Annotated in this window: 18 protein-coding genes and 6 pseudogenes; 7 read left to right on the top strand and 17 right to left on the bottom strand. The window is 64.1% G+C overall.

Annotation, left to right across the window (positions count from 1 at the left end; genetic code table 11):
- Nucleotides 1–3: 3 nt before the first annotated feature.
- Nucleotides 4–978: an SDR family oxidoreductase gene (locus QM841_RS25055; RefSeq protein ID WP_283334165.1), complete on the bottom strand. Its 975-nt coding sequence runs from the start codon at nt 976–978 to the stop codon at nt 4–6.
- 496 nt (nt 979–1,474) lie between these two features.
- Between QM841_RS25055 and QM841_RS25050 the strand changes: the two genes are divergently transcribed.
- Nucleotides 1,475–2,383: a hypothetical protein gene (locus tag QM841_RS25050; RefSeq protein WP_283334163.1), complete on the top strand. Its 909-nt coding sequence runs from the start codon at nt 1,475–1,477 to the stop codon at nt 2,381–2,383.
- Nucleotides 2,384–2,447: 64 nt separating this feature from the next.
- Here the strand turns inward: QM841_RS25050 and QM841_RS25045 are convergent.
- The 5 genes and pseudogenes from QM841_RS25045 to QM841_RS25025 all read right to left on the bottom strand — a co-directional run.
- Nucleotides 2,448–2,684: pseudogene (locus QM841_RS25045) on the bottom strand (recombinase family protein); the annotation flags it as partial.
- Between the two features lie 69 nt (nt 2,685–2,753).
- Entirely contained in the window at nt 2,754–4,874 is a 2,121-nt protein-coding gene (locus tag QM841_RS25040; protein ID WP_283334162.1) for a tyrosine-type recombinase/integrase, read from the bottom strand.
- Entirely contained in the window at nt 4,871–5,998 is a 1,128-nt protein-coding gene (locus QM841_RS25035; protein WP_283334160.1) for a tyrosine-type recombinase/integrase, read from the bottom strand. The genes QM841_RS25040 and QM841_RS25035 overlap by 4 nt, the downstream gene beginning before the upstream one ends.
- A gap of 87 nt (nt 5,999–6,085) precedes the next feature.
- Nucleotides 6,086–6,268 (bottom strand): annotated as a pseudogene (locus QM841_RS25030) (recombinase family protein); the annotation flags it as partial.
- A gap of 251 nt (nt 6,269–6,519) precedes the next feature.
- A complete protein-coding gene (locus QM841_RS25025; protein ID WP_007297375.1) occupies nt 6,520–6,813 on the bottom strand; it encodes a HigA family addiction module antitoxin in 294 nt (97 codons plus the stop codon).
- Between the two features lie 816 nt (nt 6,814–7,629).
- Between QM841_RS25025 and QM841_RS25020 the strand changes: the two genes are divergently transcribed.
- Nucleotides 7,630–7,866, top strand: a complete 237-nt coding sequence (locus tag QM841_RS25020) for a WhiB family transcriptional regulator (protein WP_283334157.1) — start codon at nt 7,630–7,632, stop codon at nt 7,864–7,866.
- A 1,015-nt stretch (nt 7,867–8,881) separates the two neighbouring features.
- Here QM841_RS25020 and QM841_RS25015 read toward each other — a convergent pair.
- Together QM841_RS25015 and QM841_RS43200 are read right to left on the bottom strand one after the other, a co-directional pair.
- Entirely contained in the window at nt 8,882–9,115 is a 234-nt protein-coding gene (locus tag QM841_RS25015; RefSeq protein WP_283334156.1) for a hypothetical protein, read from the bottom strand.
- Nucleotides 9,115–9,204 (bottom strand): hypothetical protein, encoded by a 90-nt coding sequence (locus QM841_RS43200; RefSeq protein WP_349307418.1) that lies wholly within the window; start codon nt 9,202–9,204, stop codon nt 9,115–9,117. Before QM841_RS43200 ends, QM841_RS25015 begins: the two co-directional genes overlap by 1 nt.
- A 169-nt stretch (nt 9,205–9,373) precedes the next feature.
- Between QM841_RS43200 and QM841_RS25010 the strand changes: the two genes are divergently transcribed.
- Complete coding sequence (locus QM841_RS25010) at nt 9,374–9,715, top strand: hypothetical protein (protein ID WP_283334154.1); 342 nt, start codon at nt 9,374–9,376, stop codon at nt 9,713–9,715.
- 19 nt (nt 9,716–9,734) lie between these two features.
- On the opposite strand, the pseudogene QM841_RS25005 reads toward QM841_RS25010, so the two are convergent.
- A pseudogene (locus QM841_RS25005) lies at nt 9,735–10,223 on the bottom strand (protein kinase domain-containing protein); the annotation flags it as partial.
- 242 nt (nt 10,224–10,465) lie between these two features.
- A pseudogene (locus tag QM841_RS25000) lies at nt 10,466–11,055 on the bottom strand (integrase core domain-containing protein); the annotation flags it as partial.
- Nucleotides 11,056–11,655: 600 nt separating this feature from the next.
- On the opposite strand from QM841_RS25000, the gene QM841_RS24995 reads away from it, so the two are divergent.
- From QM841_RS24995 to QM841_RS43460, 3 genes and pseudogenes are all read left to right on the top strand, one after another.
- Nucleotides 11,656–12,777 (top strand): NAD(P)H-dependent amine dehydrogenase family protein, encoded by a 1,122-nt coding sequence (locus QM841_RS24995; RefSeq protein WP_283334152.1) that lies wholly within the window; start codon nt 11,656–11,658, stop codon nt 12,775–12,777.
- Between the two features lie 379 nt (nt 12,778–13,156).
- Nucleotides 13,157–14,545, top strand: coding sequence for an amidohydrolase family protein (locus QM841_RS24990; protein WP_280784221.1), 1,389 nt, complete (start codon nt 13,157–13,159; stop codon nt 14,543–14,545).
- Between the two features lie 489 nt (nt 14,546–15,034).
- A pseudogene (locus tag QM841_RS43460) lies at nt 15,035–16,217 on the top strand (aldehyde dehydrogenase family protein).
- Between the two features lie 485 nt (nt 16,218–16,702).
- Here the strand turns inward: QM841_RS43460 and QM841_RS24980 are convergent.
- Nucleotides 16,703–17,896 (bottom strand): annotated as a pseudogene (locus tag QM841_RS24980) (acetyl-CoA C-acetyltransferase).
- Nucleotides 17,897–18,216: 320 nt separating this feature from the next.
- On the opposite strand from QM841_RS24980, the gene QM841_RS24975 reads away from it, so the two are divergent.
- Nucleotides 18,217–19,779 carry a PucR family transcriptional regulator gene (locus QM841_RS24975; protein WP_280784217.1) on the top strand — a complete coding sequence of 521 codons (1,563 nt, stop codon included), beginning with the start codon at nt 18,217–18,219 and terminating at the stop codon, nt 19,777–19,779.
- A 17-nt stretch (nt 19,780–19,796) separates the two neighbouring features.
- Here the strand turns inward: QM841_RS24975 and QM841_RS24970 are convergent, their stop codons facing one another.
- The 6 genes from QM841_RS24970 to QM841_RS24945 all read right to left on the bottom strand — a co-directional run bounded on the left by QM841_RS24970 (nt 19,797) and on the right by QM841_RS24945 (nt 26,267).
- Complete coding sequence (locus QM841_RS24970) at nt 19,797–20,474, bottom strand: winged helix-turn-helix domain-containing protein (RefSeq protein ID WP_283334150.1); 678 nt, start codon at nt 20,472–20,474, stop codon at nt 19,797–19,799.
- A gap of 161 nt (nt 20,475–20,635) precedes the next feature.
- Nucleotides 20,636–22,141 (bottom strand): aldehyde dehydrogenase, encoded by a 1,506-nt coding sequence (locus QM841_RS24965; RefSeq protein WP_283334149.1) that lies wholly within the window; start codon nt 22,139–22,141, stop codon nt 20,636–20,638.
- A 2-nt stretch (nt 22,142–22,143) separates the two neighbouring features.
- Complete coding sequence (locus tag QM841_RS24960) at nt 22,144–22,899, bottom strand: gamma-glutamyl-gamma-aminobutyrate hydrolase family protein (protein ID WP_283334148.1); 756 nt, start codon at nt 22,897–22,899, stop codon at nt 22,144–22,146.
- Nucleotides 22,892–23,599 (bottom strand): ABC transporter substrate-binding protein, encoded by a 708-nt coding sequence (locus QM841_RS24955; RefSeq protein ID WP_283334147.1) that lies wholly within the window; start codon nt 23,597–23,599, stop codon nt 22,892–22,894. Before QM841_RS24955 ends, QM841_RS24960 begins: the two co-directional genes overlap by 8 nt.
- Nucleotides 23,596–24,963, bottom strand: a complete 1,368-nt coding sequence (locus tag QM841_RS24950) for a glutamine synthetase family protein (protein ID WP_283334146.1) — start codon at nt 24,961–24,963, stop codon at nt 23,596–23,598. Before QM841_RS24950 ends, QM841_RS24955 begins: the two co-directional genes overlap by 4 nt.
- 35 nt (nt 24,964–24,998) lie before the next feature.
- The gene (locus tag QM841_RS24945) at nt 24,999–26,267 is read right to left on the bottom strand and encodes an NAD(P)/FAD-dependent oxidoreductase (RefSeq protein ID WP_283334145.1); all 1,269 of its coding nucleotides are present in this window, start codon (nt 26,265–26,267) and stop codon (nt 24,999–25,001) included.
- Nucleotides 26,268–26,270: the final 3 nt, after the last annotated feature.

The following is a 26,270-nucleotide window of genomic DNA, read 5'->3' as shown; positions in this document are numbered from 1 at the left end:
GGGTCAGCTCGCGGCGCCGACGTTGCGGGCACTCGTCGAGCGGCCCAGCCGGGCGATTTCCGCGTCCATCCGGGGAACGAGCTGGGACGCCTGCGCGAGGGTGTCGTGGGTGCCGATCCTCGAGTTCACGAGGGTGCGGAGCTGAGCGATGATGCCGACCCAGCCGGGGACGAACACGTGGCGCTGACGTCGTTCCAGGCCCTGGATGAACGCCTTCACGCAGGCGTCGACCGAGGTGGTCTTGCTCAGCGGGCCGGGCATCGAGTTCAGCATCTGCCGGAAGGCGGAGAAGTCCGCCTTGGCCTCCCGCACAAGGGGGGTGTCGATCCACGACATATGCGCACTCCCCACATCGACACCCTGGTGGGCGACCTCGAGGCGGAGGGCGTTGGCGAAGTGCTCGGCGCCGGCCTTGCTCGCGTTGTAGGCCGCCAGGCCCGGTGCCGGTGCGAACGCCGCCAGAGACGAGACGACCAGGATGTAGCCGTTGCGCTCGATGACGGACGGCAACGCCGCCCGCACCGTGTGGAACACGCCCAGAAGATTGACGTCGAGGACACGCTTGAACGTGGCCGGATCCACCCCGAGTACCGAGCCGTAGCTGGCGATCCCGGCGTTGGCGAGCACCAGGTCGATACCACCGAACTTCTCGACGCCCCGGGCCACCGCCGCCTCCATCGCCGCGAGGTCGCAGACGTCGGCGACGACACCGACGGCCTTGTCCGCGCCGATCTCGGCGACGACCTCCGACAAAGCGGCAGCGTCGACATCGGTGACGACCACCCGCGCGCCCTTGGCCGTGAGTGCCTTCGCTGTCTCCGAACCGATGCCTCGGGCCCCACCGGTGATCAGCACCACCTTGCCGTCGACGCGGCGCCGGCTCCTGGCCCGCAGGAAGGTGCGGTGACGGCGGCCCTCGAGTGTCTCGCTCAGTCGCTCGAACTCGATGATGGTCTCGGTGGTGTCGGAGCGGCTCATTCTGGTTCCTTCGGTTTCGGGTCGTTGTATGAAGATCGGGTGGTCGTGCTCAGGGCCGACGCGAACTGGTCGAGGAGCCCGGTCGCCGAACATTCCGACCGCAGTGCAATGGATTGCCGTCACGAACTCGGCGCGCTTGGAATTGATGCGGGTCTCGGATGACACCCCGGGCGTCCTGATTCAGCGGTGCGTCTCTCTCCGCGGGCTGTGACGCAGGCGTCGAAGCTCGGGAAGTTGAACACCGGACAATCGTCGATGACCCGACGTGCGGAGCGCTTGTATACCTGCGCCAATCCCCGAGGACGACATTGTCGAATATCCCCACCCTTTGGCCACAGTGTCGCAGCACTCGCCGTTAGCGGAACCTGCACCGGGACGAGATCGACGCCCAGCGCGCACCGGAAGGGTCAGGCGCTCGTCCCGAAAGCGGATCGATGACCGGTCTACGATCGCTCCTGCGACCAGACATAGGTTCTCGACCGTATCGTTGCAGAGTATGACCGTAAGCACTCCATCGTGGGTCGAGTTGATGGGCCGTCATGCGGCCAGCGACATGCTCTATACCTCGGCGGCCTTGAGCTACCGATACGTCGCTCGCACGGGCGACGTCGACGAGGGCACATGGGAATTCTGGCACGGACCCGGTAACCAATGGCGTATCGAAAGATCGGGTCAGCCGATCTTGATCCGAAACGGCGAACTCGCGTTCAGTTGGCGTGACGGTGAGATGCATCGAAACACAGGTCACATCCAACTTCACCTCCTGAAACCAATCAGTCCTCTCTTGTTTGTAGGACCCGAGTCATTCCTCTCGCCCTCCACCCTCAGTAAGAACACAACACCCGCCAGGTCCCCCATCGAAACCTATGTGAATGGCCGGCGCGCGTGGTCAATGATCATGAACTCGACGTCGCACGAGGAGAACATCGAGTTCGTCATCGACGACGAGACAGGACTCATCCTCCGCACGGGATCTTCCAGCGACAAGCTCTACGCCGAGTTGACCGACGTCAACACCTACGAAAACCTGCCCGATGAGGTATTCGATTGGGAAGGTGCTATCGCACCGCCGACAGTGAAGGAAAGAAGCCGGGACCCCGAGCACCTCCGACAAGTCCACGAAATGGCTGAAGGTGCAACCCCACGGTACTGGCCGACCGGAGTGTCCTTCACTCCGATCAGCGGAGACCCTGACACCGGTGAACTTGTGATGAGCCTCCACGTGAACGGACACGCCTCACTGGCTCGGTGGCCCCTCGGCGCGCAACCCAAACTGCTCGATCGTCAACTCACGCAGCGATACCCACACTCAACCGAATGGTCGGACGATCGGTGGGCGTGGCGATTGATGACAATTTCAGCGTTGGACGAAGACGACGTACGACGCGTCCAGAAATCCATTTAGGCCTTGGACTTAGCAGTCCCGTTAGCTGAACGTCCGCCGGTGCGGCTGGCGTTTTTGCTGGTCGCTAGGTGCTGGAATCTGAGAGAGCGCCGTCACGGTGGGCGCTGCGTTCGATCGCCCGGTACACCGTCGACCGGCCAACCTCAGCCAGTTCGGCAGTCGAGTATTCGCCTCACGCGTGAAGCTCGACCAGGTGCCGTTCCTGGCGTGGATTGAGCTTCGGCTTCTTGCCCTTCAGGTGTCCCTTCGCCTTCGCGATCCGCATCCCCTCCCGCGTTCGTGCCCGAATCAGGTCGCCCTCGATTATGTGGACAACTTCCGGAAGTCAAGCGCCTCGAAGGAATGCCAGTACCCGTTCAGTGGAGGATCCTCACCGATGCGTTTTCAGTGCTGCCGTTCCTCGCCGAGGTCGGACAGGAGTGCCTTGATGCGGTCGGCGGTGCGTTGGTGCCGTTCGACCTCGTGGTCCCATCCCCGTTCGACGGCGTCGCCGATTAGGGGTTTGTTCGGTGGTCAGCCGCTGGCGAAGCCGGGGCGCGTAGTCGCTGGTTGTCAGGAATTTTGAGCAAGTCAACACGAGATCGCATTCGCACGGTCCTTCCTGCGGCAGGCGCAGGCAGTGGCCGAGTTCGAGTTCGGTCTTGAGGAAGTTCGTCTGCAGCCAGGACACCGCCTGCGGGTCGAGGCGGTGCTCGCGCAACGCCTGTGCGGCCGGCCCGGCGAGCGTGACACCGTCAAGGTGCCGATCCAGGGCCGCCTGATACTGCTGTTTGACGGTCGGGTCCGACAGGGACGCGTAGATCAGTGACATGTGCGGCGTGCGGTGGCCAAGGACCGCCATGATCGTTTGGAGCCGTGCGCCGCCCTCGGCGAGCTGGGTGCCGATGGTGTGCCGGAATCGGTGCGCGCTGATCGTGGGGCGCCCCTGGGAGTCGAGCAGTCCTGCGGTGGTGCAGGCTGTCTTGAGGGCGAGGTCGAACAGGAAACCCTTGGACAGCAGCTTGCCGCGCACGGTGAACACGTGCTCGACGGACCGGCCGACGCTAGGGTCGAACCGGCCGCGGGCTCTCCTGGTTCGGGCCAGTTCGATCAGCGGCCGCAACGCGGCCGCGGCGTCTGGGTGCAGCGGAATCATGCGTTCGGTGTAGCCCTTGCCAACCGGGATCCGCAGCCGCGGATGCCCGTCCGGGTAGGCGTCGAGGCAGTCGATCGCCAGGCGGCGTATCTCGTCGCGGCGGGCCCCGGACCAACGGGCGATGATCAACGCGGCCCGTTGATACTGGTCGGGCAACTGGTCGATTGCGGACATCAACGCGGTGAGCTCGTGATCGGGGATGAACCGCGGCACCGTCCGAGCAATCTTGGGGATGTCGCCGCGGGTGAACAACACCCGTCCTGGCACGTCGTCCCAGCCCCAGGCGGCGGTCTCGTTGACGAATCGGGCGAGCAGGGTGACGATCGAGCGCCGGGTCGTCAGCGCCAGCGGCATCCCGGTGTGTTCACTCGTCTGCTCGCCGAGCCAGCGCAGGAACTCCTCGGCGTGCTTGCGGTCCAGTTGGTCGAAGCTGGTGATCTCTGGATGCGCTTCACGCAGCCACAGCACCAGGCGCCGCAACGCATCCCGGAAGTGCCGGACCGACTGCTCCCGGCCGAGGTTGGCGTCCAAATGCAGCCGTAGGTAACGCTCGATGACCGCCGTCATCTTCGGGGGTGTGCCGGCCGGAGCGAGGCGTGAGGTCCACGACCCGGCGTCGACCCTGCCCGGGGGCGCGGCATCGACCTGCCCGATCGTGAACAGCAGTAGATGCGCCCCGTTGATCCGGGCCGTTGCCGATCGTCGGAATGTCTCGGCTGGATCTGTAGAAGGCCGCTTTCCTCGGGAACGACTATAGAACTCTCGCACCGGTTCGACCCAGAGACGATCCGCGAACGAGTCGGCTGCGCAGCGCAACTCACAGACATCGGCCATCGTAAGCGCAGTCATGTCGGGGTTACCGCGATGCAGCAGCATCCTGCCGAACGACCATTTCAGGGCCGTCAGCGCGCCCTGCGTCGAGTACCCGAGCTGAACGAGCCGGCTCACGTACCGCTCGAAAGTGTCCGGGTCGATTCCCAATCCGGCGGTGCGTGCGGAGGCGGTGAACGGGCTCGCGAACGTTCGGGCGAATAGTAGGTCGTAGTAGAGCCGGATGCCGTGCACGAGCGACAGGTACGACAGGTAGGGCATGATCACGCTCGCCCCTCCGTGTGGATTCCGCCCTGGCACCGGATTCTCGGTGTCGAACATGCGCTTCGACAGAGGGGCGGCGAACCAATCGGCCAGCGAGGGCCACAGCTCGACGAAATCGTCATAGGCATACAGTCGCGAATACTTCTGGTTGGTGGGCACGTGTCGCCACAACCACTCGCGGTAGGTGGCGCGGCCGACGTGTTCGCTCGGTACCGGGCTCTCGACCGATCCGTCACCTGTGAGCCTCAGCGGTAATGTCACGATCGCCGTCCGAGCGCCGCGTCATATTCGCGGACCACCTGATCGTCGGACACCCGGGTGTAAATCCGGATCGATTCCGGCGACGCATGACCCAAACGGCGTTGCAAGGCAAGCTCTCTCATTCCCGACTCCCACATCGCCGTCGCGTGTGTGTGCCGCAACGCGTGGGGTGTCTTGTCCGGGCTCCGGATCCCCAACCGGTCCAGGCGACGGGCGAATCCTCGCGCCATCGCCTGATAACTGAGCGGTTCCCCGCGGTTCGTGCCGGTGCCGCCGATCAGGAACACGAACGGGCTGGTGGCGTCAAGGGGCCGCTCGTGCAGCACATACCGACTCACCGCCTCCAGCGTGCGCGACTCGTGCAGGTCGACCACCCGCTCCCGTCGCGCCTTTGCGCGAGCACCACGCGGATGGTCGTCGCGCTTGCGGATCGCGACCCTCCGCCGACCGTAAGCAATGTCGTCGAGCTGCAGGCACAGCACCTCACCCGGGCGTAGGCCGCCGTCGAGCATCAACAGGAAGATCGCCAGATCCCGCAACGAGGACATGCTCGCCAACAACGCCTCGATGTCATCACCGCTCAGCGGTCGCGGCAGCCGGATCGGCAGCCGAACCCGGACCGCCCGGCGCACCGGTCGTTGCCGACTCGCCGCACCCACGAACGGCTGGTGCCGATCCGGGACCCGTGCGAGAGCGGCGTCCTCGCGCTTCTGCATCGGATTATCTGAGGTCGTGTACAACTCGGCGGCGATCGCCCACTCGAAGAAACTCGACGTCGCGGCCAGAATCCGGGACACCGTTGCCGGAGACAGCAGCCGTCCCTCGGCGGTCGCGACCGCCAACCCGAGCCGCTGAGCCGGGCCGCGGCTGGGAATCCTGCGAAGGTACCCCAGGAACTCCAGCGCCGTCGACGGGCGGAACTCGGTCCAGCCCATGCTGTGCTGGTCGAGGAACATGAACAGCCGTCGCAGGTCGTAGCCATACGAAGACAGGGTGTTCGGGCTGTAACCGGAATCCTGCAGATGCGCCAGAAACCGGGTCACCGGGACAATCTCGCGCCCGGAGTCGTCCAGCAGGATCACCCGTCGGACAATGCCGCCATCCACATCCTTGACCACCCGCATACCGGCCTCCCTGTGCCGGTACTCAGTGCATCAGGCTGCAACTCCCAGATCAGGGAGGTGAGCGTCCCGGCGTGTCCAGATAACAGAGAACTCGGCGACCATCGCCAGGACGTTGAATAGCAGGCGACCGACCGGGTCAGTCGGATCATGCAACGAGGCACCGATCTGCACGCACGCATGCCGAGCCGTCAGCTCGTCGACGATGTCCCGGGCATCGGGCAACGAACGGGCCAGGCGATCCAACTTGGTCACCACGAGGGTGTCGGTGTTCACTCGTGCATACCCGATGTACATCGCTGATTCCCATCTCTCGAACGCACAACGCCGGCGGCGCAGTGCTTGCGACTCCACGGTCAAACATCATCGGCAAGGCCAGGCCAGGACCGCTGCCCGGAGCTGATGCCGTTGGTGCATTGGCCGGCCTTCCAGGCCCGGCGTGGCTCAGCCTTCGAACGATTCATCCCGGTGATCGTTCCGTCCGGTGCGGCGGGCAATCACACCGACGGTCCCCTTCTGCCTCTCTACGCCGAGAGACGCGTGATCTTGGCGAGGGCGTCGCCTATCTTGTCGGCCGCAAGATCGAGCTCGTAGCGGTCCTGGATATTGAGCCAGAACTGCGCACTGTTGCCGAACGCCTTGGCCAGCCGCAACGCGGTGTCTGCGGTGATCGACCGCTTGCCGAGCACGATCTCGTTGATCCGTCGGGGCGGAACACCGATGATCGTGGCTAGGCGGTTCTGCGTGATGCCGAACGGCTCGAGGAAGTCCTCGCGGAGGATCTCGCCGGGGTGAATTGGGCTCAGGTCTGTAGTCATTATCGGTGTTCCTTTGTCGATTCTGTGGTCGGATGGAGCGTCGGCTCCCCTCTGGCGGTTAGTGATAGTCTCCGCGCTACGCGACGACATCGACGACATCCGTTCAGCTCTCGAAGCCCAGGTCGCCTACCTCGACAGTCTCATCGGACCACACCGGCATGCATGAGTTAGTTCATGCATGCATGCGTTAACTGATGCTGGCATCAAGCCGTCGATCGAACGCACACGCGCCCCCGGTGTCACAGGCGTGTGTTTCACAATCGGACATGCCGACGCCCTGCGGTTCTAGTTTGATTCGGAGTGATCAACAGACGGCTGGAATTTACCGGTGGGGCGTCGAGGGGTCGCCCCTCCCGGTGGTGTGAGGCCCCACGTTGGTGCGCCCACGGCGGCGGCCCTCCCGAGGTGATCAGAACCGATTTCGGGATGGACACCGCAGCGTTCTGTCGGGCACTGGTCGCGTATCTCGACGTCGCCGCGCCGGCACCGCTGCGGCCGCTTGGTCGAGCGAATGATCACCGTCGCTCGTCGAAGGTTCTGGCTGGGCACCTGAACTTGAAGAGACCGTCCGGACTGATTGTGAAAGATGTTGTTTGCGAAAGGGTTACCGCGGTGACAGGTCCGCAAATACCCGTGAGTGAGATGAGTGAGACCGATCCGATGACTTGTATATCCGCTCGTGCGCCGAGCACTGTGCCGGCTTCCCGCCGTGAAGGTACGCCACGGACCCGACTGCCCGTCGACGGTGATCGTGATCGTGATCGTGATCGTGGAGATTGGCGCCTCCTGGGGTCGTGCCGGAACGTCGAGTCGTCGTTGTTCTTCTCTCCAGAGGGGGAGCGTGGTCGGGACCGGGCGCGGCGCGAAGCGCACGCCAAGCGCGTCTGCCAGGACTGCCCGGTGCTCACCGAATGCCGCGAGTACGCCCTGGCCGTTGCCGAACCGTACGGAACGTGGGGCGGGATGTCCGAGAACGACCGCAGACGGCACATCCGGCGCCGGCAACGAGAGGGGCGGGCCGCCGACGTTCCTGTCGAGGAACCGGTGCGCTGACAGACGATGCGCCGCCCTGAGAACTTCCACATCCTGTCTGGAATGCACAGGGTTGTGATCAACAACTAGGGGCGCTCGCGGGTCGATTTCGAGCCGATCCGAAACCAGGTGCCTGCCTACCACCAGAGCAAGGAGGCGCGATCTGGTCATATGCAAGGACGGACGATCCCAGATGGCGGGAACCTGGTCAGCGGGATATACGACGAGGATGCACATGCGGACGCTGCATGTTGCAGTCGCAGTGGGCGGTGTTGCACACCGTTGTTCCCCGGCGGGCCCACCCGCTTAGGCGCGCTGATCCTTCCGTGCAGCCCAGCGCAACGAACACGAGGCCCACTGCAACGAGGTCCCACGACATGGCCGTAGCCGGGCGCGGCGATGGTCCGGCACGACGAAAAATCGGCCCTGAACTGGCCATTGAGGTCAGTCCGGGGGTGGTTTAGCGTGGAGATGCGGGCCGTATCCCGTCGGGTCGAGATTTGGCAGTCCGGGATACGACTCGCCGGGGGGCGAGTCAGAACGCATGAGTGAGTTAATTCATGCATTCATGCATGCGTTAACGGTGGAGACGTTCCGCTGCGACGGCAGTGCGTGCTCGAACGAGGTCGTTGCTCAGCCTGTGTTGTGGCGTGCAGAGTCACCGGCCCCCGGAAAGGGGTGCAGAACTTAGGCGCACACAATCGTTGCACTGACCGTTGCACACCGAAGGGCAGAGATTTCGCCTGTTGCAGTCGCACGGGCCCGTGTTGCACACGTTGCTTCCCTCGTCATCACTGTTGAGTGCTCCGTATCGGCCTCGGCGCCCACTGAATGCGTGAGTGCATTAATGCATGCACGCGTTCATGGAAAAAGTACGTGTGCTGCCGCGACACCGCTCCGCGCTGACTTGCCCCCTATGCCAGCTGGTGGCGTCGCGCTCAGTGGTCCGCGGCGGAGGTGGGTGCGTCGTTCCGTCGGGCCTTCTCGCGGGTGAGGTACTTGTACAGGCCTGGCTGGCTGAGATTGAAGCGCTTTGTCAGCTCTGCGACGGAGTGCCCCGTGGTCTGCAGGTCGTAGGGTTCGACTGTTGTGCAGGGTTGAGGAGTGGTTTGCGGCCGGCGAAACCGCCTGCAGCCTTGCGGCGGGCATTGCCCTCCATCGTGCGCAGACGAATAAGGCCGGACTCGAACTCGGCGAAGGTGGTCGACAACATCGCGAACACCGTTCGCCCGATCGGATCCCGCGGGTCGTGGAAGGTGCCGTCGAACATCAACAGCACATCGCGGGCCTGGAGATCGGTGGTATCGCGCTGAGATCGGCGACCGAGCGGGCCAGTCGATCCAACGAGGTGACGACCAGGGTGTCCCGTGATGGCCTTACATCGCCCGAGAGGACCGGTCATGAAGGATTCATCGCGCCCCGTCTGCCGCGCCTTCGCGCGGCCGGAATCACAACCCTGGCGACGCTGACGGCTGCGATCGTCGGTGCACCTTCCGCGTCCGCGGCACCGGTCGATACGGTTCTGCCAGTGCCGGTGGCAGGCAACACGCTGTCGTTTCAGTATGCGACGTGGATGGGCATCTGCCAGGACCGCGCCATCGCGCGAACCCATACCGCGACACCGGGTCTCACGTACTTCCGCATGGAGACCGGATGCACCGGGACCGCGCATTGGCGCAACCTCACCACCGGCGCGACCGGGGATGCCGAGGTGCGAGCATCCAACTCCCCGCCATCACCGCCACCCGTCGCCGCCGCGACCGGGTCCGGTGTCCTCGTCGCCACCATCACCCTGGGCATCCCCTACAGCACCACATTCTGGCCGGGGATGGGCATGTGGAACGTGCCGCGCCGGGCCCGGAACTGCTAGGCACTTCGACCGGTGACCATCAAGCAGGAGCGTCAGCGGACGTGGGACTCGCTTCGAGGCGCTCGACATCCGCGATGAGGTCGAGCGCTGTCTGGTAACGCTGCGCGGTCTCGAGCGTGGCACACTTTTGAATGATCCGGCTCACCTCGTCGGTACCCGTTTTCAGTGACTCTTTGCCGGTGAAAATGTAGGAGAGTACCCAGCCAATCGAGTACACCTCGTTCAGAACGTTGTAGTCCTTGAAGTTGTGGAGTATTGGGTCACGGATGGTTCCTCGCATCTCCGTCTTCGTCCGGGTGAATTCGGAGGACGTGTCCTTGACCAGACCGAAATCGGAGAGCTTCACCAGTACCGCCCCGCGGTCGAAGACTTCCACCAGTACGTTCTGGAGACTGATGTCCCGGTGGAGCAACCTTTCGCTGTGAAGGTAGTTGATGCCGTAGAGGAACTGCAGCGCGATCCGCTTCCGTGTGGGGAACGGTAACTGGTTGTTCCGCTTCCGGATGTACTGTCGGAGGGTCTCGTCTCAGAACTCCACTCGGTACTCGTTGCGAGTCTCGTCGTATTGATACACCTCAACGACGTACGGGAAACTGCGTACGTGCGTTTGCCATCGGCCGCGCGGTACAGCGCGACAGCGTCTTTCCGGAAATCCTCCGGATACAGCGGCTGACGTCCCACGTCGACATGCCTACTGGCTCTCCACTGGAACCAGCGTCAGGGGTGTCCACTCCGAGGGGCAGCCTCACGGTATTTCGTCGAGCGGGCCTCGTCGGACAGATACATCTGGGCGTATGCCCTCTTCGGCGGCCAACGTCCGGTTCAATCGCTCTACCTTTCCATTGGTCTGCGGACGATATGGGCGGGTGTAGCGGTGCTTGACGTTCGGACCGAGCGCCGCCCCGAAGCAGTGTGAGCGATAGCAGGAACCGTTGTCGGTCCGCACCTCGATACCGTGTTCGGCGAAGAAGCTGCGAGCCCCTCCCCAGATCGGGGCGGCTACCTCCTTGCGTTCGTCGGAGTGCGCCTCGGAATAGGCGAGCCGGAACGGTCGTCGACCGCATGGTGCAGGAAGGCGTAACCGCGGCCCTTCCTCTTGTTGTGACGGTTGCCGATGATCCGCCCAAACCTGCGTTGTCCGCCACCGTCGGGGATGCGGCCGAATTTCTGATATCCACTTGGACCTGCTCACCCGGTGTGTCATGCAGCGGCGGGTTGGTGGTCGGCGAACGGGAAGGCCTGTGGACTGGTCGAGGTGGGCCAAACTCGGATCCGATCGCGGCGCAGGACCTTTCGATAGCGGATCGGGACATGTGCAGGTGGTAGGCGATCCGCCGTGGAGATTTCGGCGTTCGGCAGCGAGAACACAGGTCAATCTGTGAGGTCATCCCAATGTCCCCGGCGCGACTCAGAGTTCACTCCCGGTCGCGCGACTGCACTGTCTCCTCTTGGCCACCGGCGCCAATAACACAATCGTAACCCGCAGCCATTGAACTATGAACTATTAACCTATATGTTTGACGGGTGTGACGAGCCCCACGTTACTAGGCCAGGGGTCCGTTGACCCGTATCTCCACTTCCAAAGGAAGACGTCAGTGACCTCACTACCTACTTCGCCGTCCGGTGACAGCCAGTCGAGCGAAAGCAACTCCTTGAACGACAATGCTCAGGTTGCTGCGCTCAGGTTGGAGACCGAATTCAAACGTGAGATGAGCTTGTCGGCAAACTTGTCCCCGGACTCACCTAGTTCCCGCCGGTCGGAAGATGTGCGCTGTTCACCTACGCGCTGGCAACTACTGGTTCGCGGATGATCTGGAGTCCGCTGATCGCCGGCGTGGGGCAGTTTCTGATCGCGCTGGTCGCCAGTGAGGCCGTTGCGCATTTCCCGGTCACACAGCCGGTTCACTTGACATAAGCCCGTAAACGGAAAGTAGAAATCGATGATTGGTCAGGCTTCTTCGGAATCCACCGCACCCATTCTGGCCCAAACCCAGACTCGGGTCGTCATGTACGGCTTGGGTTCGATGGGATCGCTCGTTGCGCGGATGCTCGACGAACACGGGGCAGAACTGGTTGGAGCAGTTGCTCGTAGTCCGCAAAAGATCGGCCGAGACATCGGCGATGTCGCATGCCTTGGAAAGCAGCTCGGCGTCACAGTCGCAAAGGACATCGAATTAGTACTCGCGGATACGCGACCGGATCTCGTGGTCATGACAATTGCCTCGTACATGGAAGACATGTTCGAGCCGGCGATGGCATGTCTTGTTGCTGGAGCGAATGTGATCACGCTCTCTGAGGAGCTGATGTTCTCGCGACGGACGTCGCCTGATGAAACCGAACTATTGGATAAGGCAGCACGTGAAGCCGGCGTGACGATCACCGGCACTGGCCACCAGGACGGGTACTGGGTCAATCTGGTGTCGGTACTCATGGGAACCGCGCACCGGATCCAGCGCGTCGTCGGTAAAGCAAGTTGGAACGTAGACGATTTCGGAGCTGAGCTCGCCCGAGACCAACAGGTTGGGTCCAGCATGACAGAGTTCGAGCAGTGGTTGGCCGGCGCCTCCCGTCCACCAACATTCGGGCGCAATGCCCTTGAGCAACTTGCGGTTGTGGCTGGACTAAGTCCGCGCGACGCCAGCGGCGAAACGAAACCTGTCATCGCAGATGCCGACACCGAGTGCAGGGCTTTGAATACTGTAGTTCGCAAGGGCTCGGTTCTTGGCTTCACCGATATTGACACCCTGACCACCGACGAGGGTGTCGTGCTCACGATCGAGATGACTGGGATGGTTTATGGCCCTGATAATGCGGATTATAACGACTGGACGATTTTCGGTGAACCCGAGCTGAACCTGCGCAACGAGAAAGTGCCGACGAGTTGGACTACATGCGCCACGCTCGTCAATCGTATTCCCGATGTACTTTCCGCGCCTCCGGGTTACGTGACTCTGGAGGCACTTCCACAACTGCGGTATCGACATCCCCGGCGAGTTTCGACCGATACAACATCGGTTCCATCCGCCGAAGCTTTCCGCGGTCGAACAAATGGATTGCGATAGCGACTCTCAGATCTGAGGTACAACGTGGGTGCGGACGCAGTGCGGCCGACGAGGACATCGTGACGTTGGGGGACAGTCTTCGCCGGGTGCCTGCCGTGCAAGCGTGTTTGGAGCTGATCCATCGATTCGCGATCGCCCGAGCACAGCGAACGGAGTCGAGGCGGACGATGGCTGGATGCCTGTTATGTACCAACGTTGTTGAACCGGTCGAGTTGGGTGCCTGACTTCAGTCACCGGGGAGGATTTACAGAACCGCATATCGAAGCAGTCGGTAGGGAACGCGTCGGCACCGGGGCAGATTGAGGTGTTCACACCGGCGTCGCCACATTGAGTTGTGCGCCAGGATCTCTGTCGCACAGATGAGAGAGGAAGTCACAGTATGTCCAACTTTGCACTGTCCGGAGTCACGCTGATCGATGGACGTGGAGGTACTCCGGCCGAGAACACGACCGTTGTCGTCGAGGACGGCTCGATTACCCGCATCGTCCCATCGTCGCAGTACGACACCAGCGCGGGACCGCAAGTCATTGATGCCGCCGGCAAATGGTTGCTCCCTGGCTACATTAACGGAAACATCCACCTCCTCGACGGCATCATGATGATGGGCATAGGCGGTGTGGAGTACCTTTCCCGATATGAGGGGTCGTTCGTGAAGGTCATCGAGGAGGGGGCTCAACTGACCCTCCGCAACGGTGTGACGACTGTGTTCGACACCTGGGACGCTCGTAATCCGGTGCTCGAAGCCCGGGATCGGATCAACGCAGGTGCAACGATCGGTTCCCGGATCTTCGCGGCCGGGAACATCGTAGGCATGGGTGGGCCCTTCAGTCCTGATTTCAATTTCGCTGCACGGCAGTCAATCTCGCCGACATTCGCAAATCGAATTGACGAGCTCTTCGCCGCCGGTGTCGGTGCCGACCTGACACTGCTGCAAGAACGCGAGTTCCGCGCACGGTTCCGGGACTACGTTCAATCCGGTGTCGACATGGTCAAGGTCGCCATCAGCGACCACCTCACCGCGCACCTCAACCCCGTGGCGTTGAGAACCTACCACACCTTCCCCGAGAAGTGGGTCCGGATGATGGCGGAGGACACCCGTGCTGCCGGTCTGCCCTTCCTTTCGCATACCCTAGCTGTCCCCGCCCTTGAGTTGGCGACCGATGTCGATGTCGACGTCATGATCCATCCAACCTGGACGTACAACCAGGTGATACCGGACGAATTGGTGCGGCGAATCGCGGAAAAGAGGATCGGTGTGGGAATCCAGCCCCTCACCGATGACTACTCCGGCCGGCTTCTAGCTCACGGCAACTTCTTTGGAGCGATGAACAGTCCCGAACATCAGAAGAACGAGCGAAACTTCATCGACGCAGGAGCCAACGTAATGGTTGCTACCGACGCCGGCTGTACATCTCACGACGTGATGCAGGATCTGGGTGAAGAGCTACACGAGGACAGGCCTTGGACGCTGGGGGCCGACCACTTCACCTGGGTCAAAGCCTTGCGTACAAGGGGGCTGAGCGCCATGGGTGCCATTCAGGCTCTCACCCACAACGTCGCCGACGCCTACAACAAGCTCGACACGATCGGTACAGTCGAGGTGGGCAAGGTCGCCGACCTCGTGCTTCTGAATGCGGATCCACTTGTCGACAGCGAGAATCTAAGCGATATCGCGGCGATCTACAAAGAAGGTCTCGCTGTAGACCGGTCCGCGCTGCCGAATCCGCGTGTCGTGACCGCACCGACGGGAGCACCTGTTCCGAACTGACCAATGCGATTGGGCTGCTCGGTGGTAGGCGATGGACCACCACTATCGGCGGAGTAGGCGATCACCCTGTCGCCGAGTGCGGCGTCTGAAGAGCCCTGGTTCGGTTTCGGATAGTATCCAAGGTCTTCTCGGACGCTGGGCGTGTTCATGTCGTGGTGCGGTGGAGGCGACGACTTGCGCTTGCGGGTGATACAGCGGAGCCGGTCACACAGCTTCGTGTGCCCGGCTCACTCCAGTGGCCTCGGCACGGGACGTGACATCCGCCCGGGTAATCAGCACGTCGGTCGACCTTTCCGTGTTTGATCGCCTCAACGACGCCGTCGAGACCGTAGGCGGTCGCGTGCAGCTTATCGTCGACTCGACTACCTCCTCGTGGCATTCGGTACGCAATCTGCGGTGTCTGGCTCGGCTCGTGAAGGAAGACCGAGAGGAGGTCGCTGGGGCTCGAGGGACTTGGGCAAACCCGTGACTGACGCGATCGACGTGAATATGCGCGTGGTCGTCCAGGCTTTCGGTTTCTATGTTGAGGCAATCGATAAGCGCTATGACGAAGTCGCTCCGAGCGACCACCGCACGCTGGCAACGACTACCCGGGACCCACTCGGTGTGGTCGGTGCCGTCGTGCCGTGAAACTTCCCACTGAACCGCATGGAAGCTCAATTCGGCACTGGCGGTTGAAGACAGTTCGTCGTCAAACCTGTCGAGCAGTCCTCTCTGACTGCACTCCAGTTCACCGAGCTCGCCAGTGAGGCCGGTCTTCCCAATGGAGTGCTGAACATCGTGGCCGGATTCGGCGGCAGCCGGTGCCGCACTCGGTCTACATGGGGATATCGACGCCGTGTCCTTCACACGGGCTCGGGACCGGCGGGACGGCACTTCTGCGTTATGCCGCCGACAGCAACATCAATCGGGTCTCACTTGGGCTCGGGGTGAGAGTCCCCAGATCGTGATGAGCGATGCGCTCGATGTTGAGCAGATGTGGATGCGATCGCATCCGGGCTTTTCTTCAACCAGGGACAGATCTGCTCCGGCCGCTCACGCCTGATAGTGCACCGCTCCCGCCGAGACGAACTTGGAAGCGGTTGTGCGCCGAGCGAAAGCCCTCACGCACGCCGATCCGCTCGATTCTGCAACGACATTGGGGGCGATGGTTGAGGAGAATGCCCTGCAGCGGGTACTCGGATACGTTGACGCCGCGGTCGCCCAGGGCGCGGTTGCGGTCGCTGCTGCTCGCGCGCATTGGTCGAGATTGGCGGCGACTGCATGGGACCCCGCCGTTCTCGACGGGGGTGTCCCCGGACGCGGTGCGGCGCAGCCGGAGATCTTCGGTCCTGTCCTGGTGTTCCTTCCGTTCGACACCGTGGAAGAGGCCGTCACCATTACCAATGGAATTCCGTTCGGGTCGGCGGCGTCGATGTGGACCGAGGACCCGTCCACTGCGCACTTGACTGCAAAGGGCATTCGGACGGGCACGGTGGGGTCAACTGCTATGAGGCCTCAGATGTCACGTCGATCGGGCGCTGAAACCGAACCGAATTGCGGCCGGCGGCCGCCGTCGTCGGTGAGAACCAGATCTTCATCGAGCTACGGGTGGCAAACAAGGCCGCCCTGTACGAATGGTTCTCCACGTCGGCGATCCTCGCGAAGGCGACGTCCGTCGAAACCGCCCTGATCCTGCAATCCTCAAACAGAGCGATGTCCTGTGGCCGCCGCTGGCATGAAGCGAATACTGCACGCGCGCCCACCGGCTCCCCTGTAGGCGGCGGCTCCCCCAGGACTGCCGCGGCCGGGGCGGAACACGACTAGAGCGAGCCGGACTGGATGCTCGACATCCTGCGGCGCGCACTGTCAACGGAGCTGCCACACTCGGATTGTGTTTCTTCCGAACCGTGTCGATGAACTAGATCAGACTTGGCGTGCACCTTCGCGGTCGAGTCACAGCCGGGCACGGCACACTTTCCGCATGGCGTCGACCGTGGCAGGAGACAGCTCCCCCGTTTCCCCGACCGTCAGGAGCATGAGGACACGCTGGAAGAAAGCATGGGCCTTGAGGTCGAACGCGTGAAGATCTCCTCATCACTACCGCCTCCGTACAGATGCCACGACCGGACGAAATCGATCATCGCGGCGTCGTCGACTCTGGTGTCGACCTCCATCTCAATTGCTCCTTCGCAACCCTTGGGGAGAGCGCAGCACGATTGCCTGCCCTTGGCCGCCGCCACGACACAGTGCTGCCACGCCACGCCACGCCACGCCGCGGCGCGAGAGCTCGAGCGCGAGATGCAAGACGACGCGGGCGTCGGACATCCCCAGCGGGTGGCCGATGGCGATCGCGCCACTGTTGACGTTGACCACCGCGGGAGCGAGCCCCAATTCCCGGGTGGCGGCGATACCGACGGCGGCGAACGCCTCGTTGATTTCGACCAGGTCCAGTTCGGCCGGCGTGAGACCCGCGGCCGAGCGGGCGGCCTTGATGGCTTCCGCCGGGTGGGACTGCAAGGTCGAGTCGGGTCTCGCGACGAAACCGTGGCCGGTGATTTCGGCGAGCCAGCGCAGCCCCCGGCGTTCGGCGACGGCCTTGTTCATCACCACTACTGCACAGGCACCGTCGGACAGTTGCGAGGCGCTTCCGGCGGTGACCGTGCCGGAGTGATGGAAGGCCGGCCGGAGCGCGCCAAGCGAGTCGACACTGGCCTCGGCCCGCACACCTTCGTCCTGCGTCACTTCGTACGTCTGGCCTTTCCGGGTGAGGGTGACCGGCACAATTTCGTCATCGAGAAAACACCGTCCTTGGTCGCGCGGGCGGCTTTGGTGTGCGAATCGACGGCGAAGCTGTCCTGCTCTTGCCTGGAGATCTTGTCGAGTGCTTGATTGTGCGCTTCGGTCAGGGCTCCCATGGGCTGGTCGGTGAGGCTGTCCCAGAGGTCATCCCACTCGAGATGGTCGAGCAGCTTTGCGGCGCCGTACTTGTGACCGGTCCGGCTCTTCGGGAGCAGATGCGGCGCGTTGGTCATCGATTCCTGTCCCCCGGCCACGACGACGTGGAAGATGCCCGCGCGAATGAGCATGTCTGCCATCACGATCGAGTCGATTCTGGACAGACACACCTTGTTGACGTTGACGGCGGACACCGACATCGGAAGGCCGGCTGCGGTCGCGGCCCGGCGAGCTGGTATCTGACCGGGTCCCGGCGGTGAGAACTTGCCGCATGACGACGTAATCAATGTCCGCAGCGGCTACTCCGGTGCGCTCGAGCACCGCCTTGATGGCCAGAGCTCGGAGGTCGGCGCCGCTGAAATTTTGGAGCGAGCTCATGAACCGGCCGACCGGCGTCCGTGCTCCGCCGACAATGACCGACTGATTCGGTTGGCTGGCATGGTTCTCCCTCTGTTCGACATTATCAGGGTGGCTTCATCGCATAGGTTGCCTGTGGGGACCAGCGGGGACGAACCGGCTGTCCGCGTGGATCACGCTCCGTCGTCTGAGGACAGTGTCATATCGTTAAACTATGCTATCAATGTTTTAATGTATGGAGCGGTATCTACCCGTCCGGTTGACGGCGCCGGGTCGCCATCGCCCGGAGGGCGTTCGGTAGCAGATCAGCCCTAGAATCGCCGGGGCGAGTAGTTGCCTGACCGTGCTCGACGGGTACCGAAGGAACGAGTGACACCGTGACGCTCACAGTGCGTCGACTGACCCAACACAGCGACCTGGGGTTGTCACTCGTGGCAGGCCGAGAGGGTGCCGATCGTGTGATCGATTGGGCACATCCCATCGAACTCGCCGATCCGACGCCGTGGATCTCCGGTGGGGAGCTGGTCATGACGACCGGCCTGAAGATCGGCCCCACAGCAGAGGAGCAATTTAACTACGTGGCCCGACTGGTGCAAGCCGGTACCGTCGCCCTGGCATTCGACACCGGCACGACCTTCGAGCGGGTACCCGATGGCGTCCTGACCGCCGGCGACGCCTTCGGCCTGCCGATCCTCGCGGTACCGGCCTCGACACCGTTCATCGCCATCACCCGGGCGGTGATTGACGAGTTGACCGCCGATCAACTTCGCGGCGTTCAACGGGTGGTCGACCACCAGGAGAAGCTCGCCCGCGCGACGCTGCGCGGTGGCATACCCGCGGTCATCTCGATGCTCGGTCGGGTCCTCTCCTCGACCGTTGCCGTCATCGACTCCGACAGTCAGGTTCTGGCCGTGCACGGTGCGGATTCGGTGCGGGTAATCCGTCACGCCCGGGAGGTGGCCAGTACGGCGCGGTCGGCGCCGGGCCGGAGGCGTCCGACGAGCAAGGTCGTCGCCGACGATCACGGATACTGCACGGTGCAGACCGTCTCGGCCGCACAGGATCTCCACGGCTACCTCGCTGTCAGCTCCGATGACCTCCTGTCTGCGTCCGACCGACTGCTCGTCGCCCATGCGGTGTCCTTGGTATCGATCGAATTGGGCAAGCCCGCCAAGGTCGTCGATGCCGAACAGCGACTCCGGGCGGCTGTGACCCGAGCTCTGCTCGATCTCGGCGGCGACCTCGATGTCAGCTTGCTCCGATACTTCGGGTTCGACACAGACTCACAGGTGGTCGCGCTCATACTGACCAACGTCGGCCCGCTGCTCGCTGCCGAACGGCAAATAGCCGCGGCACTGACCGGGCAGTCCACGCCGTACCTGATGGTGCCGACCGAGAACGATCTGATCGTGATCGTCCCGGAAGAACGCTCCCACGAGGTGGGGCTGCACCTACAGCAGCAGGTAGGTGCACAGCTGGAACGCCCACTGGGCGGTGGGCGGGGTCTGCCCACGCCGATCTTCACCGCCGCGTTGAGCGTGCGGCAGGCGACCGCCGCGGCCCGTGCCGGGCGTCTGCAGACCGATCGGATCACCGACTTCGCCGAACTCGGCACCTTCTCCTTGCTCCTCGGCAGCCAGAGCCCCGCCGAACTGCGCGCGTTGGAACAGTCCATGCTCGCCGCTGTGGACACCTACGATGCCGCACACCCGGCGTCGAGCAGTTTGGTGTCCACCCTCACCGCGTTCCTCGAGCACAACGGCCACACCGAGACGGCCGCGGCGGCGCTCGGCGTTCATCGCCACACCTTGCGTAATCGGCTCGTCAAGATCGCCGAACTGACTGGGCGGGAGCTCGACTCAGCGTACGTCCGAGCCGAACTGTGGGTTGCCGTCCAGGCGCGCGAACTCCTCCGAACCATGGGGGAGGAAGGACGCTGACGTCGCTCGGTCGTGTGTCAGGGGACGAACCGGTAACCCTTGCGGGCCTGGGTCACGAGGTGCCGCGGGTGGTTCGGGTCGCGCTCGAGCTTCTGCCGGAGGCGGTGCAAATATATGCGCACGTAGTGCGCTTCGTGGGTATACGCAGGCCCCCATACGGCGCAGAGCAGGGTGCGGGAGCTCACGGTCGCCCCCCGGTGCCTGAGCAGAACTTCGAGGAGTTTCCATTCCGTGGCGGTCAGTGCAACGCGCTGTCCGTCTCTGGTCACGGTCTGTGCGCCGATGTCGACCGAGAACGAGGCGGCGTCGATGACGGGGTCTACCGGTGGGCGGGGTGGGCGACGGCGGTACGCAGCGTGCAGGCGGGCAGCAAGTTCGCTGATTGCGCACGGCTTGGTCATGTAGTCGTAGGCGCCGTGATCGAACGCGTCGACCATGGCGCCGACCTCGTCGTTGTCGGAGAGAACAACGACCGGCGCCCGGGTCCAGGCTCGCAGTTGTTCGAGCTGGCCCAATGCGATTCGGTCGGTGGAACTCCAGTCCAGCAGGATGACATCGGGATGCAGGGAGGTCACGGCCCGGACAGCGTGGTCTCCCGGTACGGAGGTCGCCAGATTGTGGCCATGGTGACCCAGTGCCTGGTGCAGGTATCGAAGGAATTCGGATCTCGCGCCGATCGCCATGATGTTGGTCACGCGAATTCCGTTCGGTTGGAGCGGTTTCCGTGCATTTCACCATTTCATAAACTGGCTTGGTGTGGGCGGCATGGTGCTGGGGGCGGTGTCGGTGGGGAAGGTTTGGTAGGGGATGCACGCCGACGACGGTGGCGGCGTGCATCCCCGGCCGGAACTCGGTTCTACAACTTCATCCAGGTGCTCTTGAGCGTGGTGTACTTGTCGAGCGCGTGGAGCGATTTGTCGTGGGCACCGAACCCCGACTGCTTGTATCCCCCGAACGGGACGGTGATGTCGCTGCCGTCGTAGTTGTTGACCCACACCGTTCCCGCGCACAGCGCGCGAGAGACGAGGTGCGCGTTCGACAGGCTGGTGGTCCAGACCGCCGCGGCGAGGCCGTATTGCGTACTGTTCGCGATCCGCACACCCTCGTCGATGTCGTCGAAGGTCAGGACGGAGAGCACCGGGCCGAACACTTCCTCGTTTGCAATCGTCATCTCCGGGGTGACGTTGTCGAAGATCGTCGGTTCGACGTAGTACCCACCGGAATCGATGCGTGCCTGCGCGCCGCCGGTGAGGGTGGTCGCGCCCTCGTCGGTGGCTGTTGCAATGTATCCGAGGACGCGGTGCAGGTGCTTTTCCTCCACCAGTGCGCCGACGGACGTCCGCGGGTCCAGGGGATCACCGACTGTCATCTTGGCGGAGGCCCGGAGCAGGTGCTCGATGAGTTCGTCCTTGCGGGAGCGATGAACGACGAGCCGGGACCCGGCCGAGCAGACTTCCCCTTGGTTGAAGAAGATCCCACTCGCAACGGATGCTGCGATGTTGTCGAGTTCGGTGGCGTCCTCGAGAACCAATTGGGCGCTCTTCCCGCCGAGTTCGAGGGAGACCTCTTTCAGGTTCGAATCGGCGGACGCGCGCAGCAGGGTCCGCCCGACCGGACCGGAGCCGGTGAAGGTGATCGCATCGATGTCGGGATGAAGACCGAGCGCGGCCCCGGCGGTGGCACCGAAACCGGGGACTACGTTGAGGACGCCGTCGGGCAGGCCGGCCTCGGCGGCGAGCTCGGCGAGCCTGATCGCGGTCAGCGACGACGCTTCGGCCGGTTTGAGGACAACGCTGTTGCCGACCGCGAGGGCGGGGGCGAGTTTCCAGGCCGCGAGCATGAGCGGGAAGTTCCACGGCACGATCGCGGCGACCACACCGTAGGGCTCGCGGGTGATGGTCGCGAAGGTGGTGCTGTCGGTCGGGGCGACCTCGTCGTAGCGCTTGTCGATCGCTTCGGCGTAGAAGTCGAAGCACTGCACCGTGACCCGGATGTCGACGGCGCGGGCGTCGGCGACCGGCTTGCCCATGTCCAGCGACTCGAGCAGGGCGAGTTCGTCGGCGTGCTGCTCGATCAGCCGCGCGAGGGCCTGCAGCACTCGGCGGCGGTCGCGGGGATGTTGCTTGGCCCAGCGGCCGTCTTCGAAGGCGCGACGCGCGGACCGGACGGCACGGTCGATGTCCTCGCGGTCGCCTTCGGCGATGGTGGTCAGGACCCGGCCGTCGCGGGGTGAGATGCAGTCGAAGCGTCTGCCGGCGAGGGCGGGCACGAATGTGCCGTCGATGAAGGCATCGGTTCGCAGAGTCAGGCTCCGGGCCGTCTCGAGCAGGCGGTCCACCTCGGTGGGCACGGTGGCGGTCATGGTCAGTTCTCCTTCGTTCGGACGAGGGCGTGGCCGAGTTCGTCGCGTCGTGCCTGGGCGAGTCGCGCGCGCTCGACCGTGGCGTCGAACAGTGCTTGCTGGTGCGGTGCGGTGTCGGCGTTGTCTTCGGGGTGCCACTGCACGCCGAGCATCGGGGCACTTTCGTGCTCGAGTACCTCGATGCAGCCGTCCTCGGCGCGTCCCACGACCTGCAGCCCGGCTCCGAGCCTGTCGACAGCCTGGTGGTGATAGGAAGAGACCTCGACGACGTTCCCGCCCATCGCTTGTGCGACCGCCGAGCCCGATTCCATCCAGACCTGGTGCATGCATTCGCGATGCCAGATGTGGCTGTCGGGTAGGTGCTGGTCCAGGGTGCCGCCGAGCGCCACGTTGACCACTTGCATGCCGCGGCAGATCGCGAGGAAGGGCAGTTCAAGCTCGATCACTGCCCGCGCCGTGGTCAGATCGAATTCATCCTGCACCGGATCCGATGCCTCCGTGCGGGGGTCACGTTCGGCGCCGTAGGTGGCAGGGTCGAGGTCGGCGCCGCCGGGCAGGACCACACCGTCGAAGGGTGCCAGACGGTGGGTGATTCCGGGCCCCGGGGGCACGATGACCGGGTCGCCCCCGGCCCGGAAGATCGCCTCGAGGATCTTGTCGGCGGCGACCGTTCCGGAGCGTCGCAGACCGGCAATGGAGGCGGAGCGAATGCCGGGGACGGCGATCAGCGGCCGGGCGTGGCCGTCGGTCTCACTCATCGGCGGCGAGCGGGAAGGGCAGCGTGGGCATCCACCGTGCCCACTGCGCCGCGAGCGAGCCGTCGGCGATGACCTTGTTCAGGGCGGCGTCGAGGTCGGTCCGGAGCGCGTCGTTGCCCTTGGCGACCGAGACACCCCACCGGTTGCGGGTGGCGACGGTAAACGCGACCGACAGATCGGCCTGCTCCCCGAGCGGTACGAGGGCGACATCGTCGTCGACGACGGCGTCGACCTCGCCGTTGCGCAGGGCCTGGACCATGTCCCCGAGCACATCGTCGGTGGCGCCGCCGAAGGGCACGGTGGTGACGTCGGGGAAGGTTTCGGCGAGGGCGAGGTTCGTGCTGCCGGCAATCGCCCCGACTCGCTTTCCGGCCAGGTCGCGTTCGGAGCCGATGCCGCTGTCCGCGAGAACGAGTACCGATTCGTCAAAGATGGCGTAGGGGCGGGTGAAGTCGACCAACTCCGCCCGACTGGGGGTGATGCCCTGGCCGCACCAGATGCCGTCGCCCCGGCCTTCCTGCAGGGCGGGAACCATGTCGCTCCAGGAGGTGACGACCCAGCGCACCGTCTTACCGAGCACGCCGGCGACCAGTTCGGCGGCTGAGGGTTCGTAACCGGTGCGGGTGCCGTCGGAGGCCGCCTTGTCGAACAGCGGGGGTGCGGGCAGGTCGACGCAGATCAGTCTCAGTTCGTTGGTCACAGGAACTCCAGGTACATGTCGCGGTCGAAGTCGGTCACGGCGCCGCAGGCGCGGGCCCATTCGTCGAATTTCACGGCCGAGTACTGGTCGGCCAGTTCGGGGGCGAGGCTGCCTCGGATGACGTCGTTGTCGTTGAAGGCCTTCACCGCGTCTCCGAGTGTGAGTGGCAACGTTTCGTAGGTGTCGTCGCCGTAGCTGCTACCGACCTGGGGGTCACCCGGGTCAGTGGCGTTGTCGATGCCGTCCTTGATGGCGGCGAGCAGCACGGTGTGGGAGAGGTAGGGGTTGACGCTGGCGTCGGGGATCTTGTACTCGAGCCGGCCGACGGCGGAGAGCCGGACGGTGCAGGTCTTGTTGTCCATGCCCCAGTTCACGGCGGTCGGGGCGAACTGGCCGCCGTCCCAGAATCGCTTGTAGGAGTTGACCGTCGAGGCCATGATCGCGATCGATCCGGAGGCGTGGGCGAGCATGCCTCCGAGGGCGTGCTGGCCGATCTTGCTCAGGTGCAGTTCGCGGCGACCCGGCTCTTCGAGGACGTTCTCGTCGCCGTTCCACAGGCTGACGTTGTGGTGGCAGCCGTTGCCCATGGAGCCGGTCGCGGGCTTGGGCATGAAGCTGGCGATCACCCCGTGTTCTTTGGCGACCTGGTGGCAGATCTGCCGGTAGGTGATCAGGCGATCGGCGGTGTCGGTGCACCGGTCGAATTGCCAGTTCAGCTCGAGCTGCCCGGGATCTTCGTAGTCTCCCTCGATCATGTCGAACCCGAGGGCGTGGGCGTAGGTCATGATGCTCTGGTAGATCGGGCGCATCAGTTCGAGGTTCGCGGTCTGGTAGGCGGCGCTGCCGCCCGGCCGGACCTTGACCTCGACACTTTCCCCGAGCCAGGTCATTTCCGGTTCGCAGCCGCTCTTGAGGACCAGACCGGTGTCGGCGGTGAACTGGTTGTGTGCCCGGATGAGGGTGCTGCGGGTGTCGGTGGCGAGGTAGTCGCCACCGACCTCGGGGATGTGGTCGGGTTCGTAGGTGGTGCAGAAGAACCGGGCGACGGTGGTGTCCCAGGGCAGTACCGCGAAAGTGTCCAGATCTGGGATTGCGGTGAACTCGGCCGCGTCGACACCGCCACCGAGCAGCTGTCCGGTGCGGTCAGTGTGCAGGTCGACCATGGCGGTGCGGTGGAACTGCACGCCCTTGACCAGGTTGCGGCGCAGGTGCCGGGCGGGGACCACCTTGGCGACGGTGCGGCCGGTGAGGGTCACGACCTGGTAGTAGATGTATTCGACACCGGCAGAGGTCATCTGCTTTGCGATGTCTGCGATGCGGGCATCCGACGAATTGAGTTCTCGGTGCTGATCCAATGACGTCATCGGATGTCTCCTCGTGGTGTAAGTAGGTCGCGGGGTCAAGCTGTGAGGACGGTGGTGCGGGAGGTTTCGACGGCCTCGCGATACTTGCGGGCGGTGACCGGCGAGGGCGAGAGCATGACCACTCCGACCAGCCGGCTGCCCTGGTAGTAGCCGACCACAGTGCCGTCCAAGGCGGACGGATCCTGATCGACCGGCGCCGCCAGGTCCCCCTCGAGCACCGAGATGTGGTCGGCGTCGCCGGGTGAGCCGTAGCCCTGCAGCCGGAGCCCGAACTGGTCGCTCCAGAATGAAGGCAGCGGGGAGAAGGGGGCGTCCGGGCCCGGTTCGTCGCTCAGATGTGCGATGAGGGTGGCGGCGGCGCGTTTGGCGGTGTCGGTGGGGATGCACCAGTGTTCGATGCGCCGCGGGATGTTCCCGGTGGCGGGGTCGGGGAACCGGGCGATGTCGCCGACGGCGACGACGTCGGGGCGGGATTCGACGCGCATGTGGTTGTCGCACAGGACACCGTTGCTCAGATCGAGGTCGTTGCCGTCGAGCCATTCGACGTTCGGGTGCGAGCCGACCGATTCGATCAGCACGTCGGCGCCGAGCCGGGTGCCGTCGGTCAGGATCACCGCGGACAATCGGCTGGGATCATCGGCGCCGCCCACCGTTTCTTCGACCGACACCCCGGTGTGGACGTGCACGCCTGAAGCTTCGTGGACTCTGCGCAGTGCATTGCCGAATTCCTCCCCGAGGGGGCGGATCATCGGGGCGGCCATCGGCTCGACGATGTGCACCTCACACCCGAGTTTGCGGGCGGTTGCTGCGGTCTCGCAGCCGATGAATCCGCCGCCGACGACGATCACCCGGGTTCCCGGTTGCAGCTCGGCGCGCAGTCCGATGGCGTCGTCGAGGGTGCGGATGACGTGTCGCCCGGACTGTGGGCCGAGCAGGTCCAGACGCCGGGGGCGCAGGCCCGTGGCGACGACCAATCCGTCGTAGTGCAGTACCTCACCGTCGGCGAGGGTGAGGGTCTTGGCCGTCAGGTCGCTGGAGACGGCGGGGGATCCGAGTCGCCAGCGAACGTCGGCGATGCTCTTGCGCTGTCGGAAGGCAACCGAGGAATGCCAGTGGTCGAGGGTGGAGTTCTGTTCGTCGCGTTCGGCGGCGAGCACGTCCTTCGACAGGGGCGGGCGGTTGTACGGCATGTGCTTTTCGTCGCCGACGATGGTGACGATTCCGTCGAACTTGTTCGCGATCAGCTGTTCGGCTGCGCGGAGACCGCCCATCGATCCACCGACGATGACCACGTGCGAGGGCATCGG

The sequence above is a fragment of the Rhodococcus sp. IEGM 1307 genome (assembly GCF_030056915.1).
Taxonomy (GTDB): Bacteria; Actinomycetota; Actinomycetes; order Mycobacteriales; family Mycobacteriaceae; genus Rhodococcus_F; species Rhodococcus_F opacus_D.
This window is presented reverse-complemented; position numbering and strand designations above follow the sequence as displayed.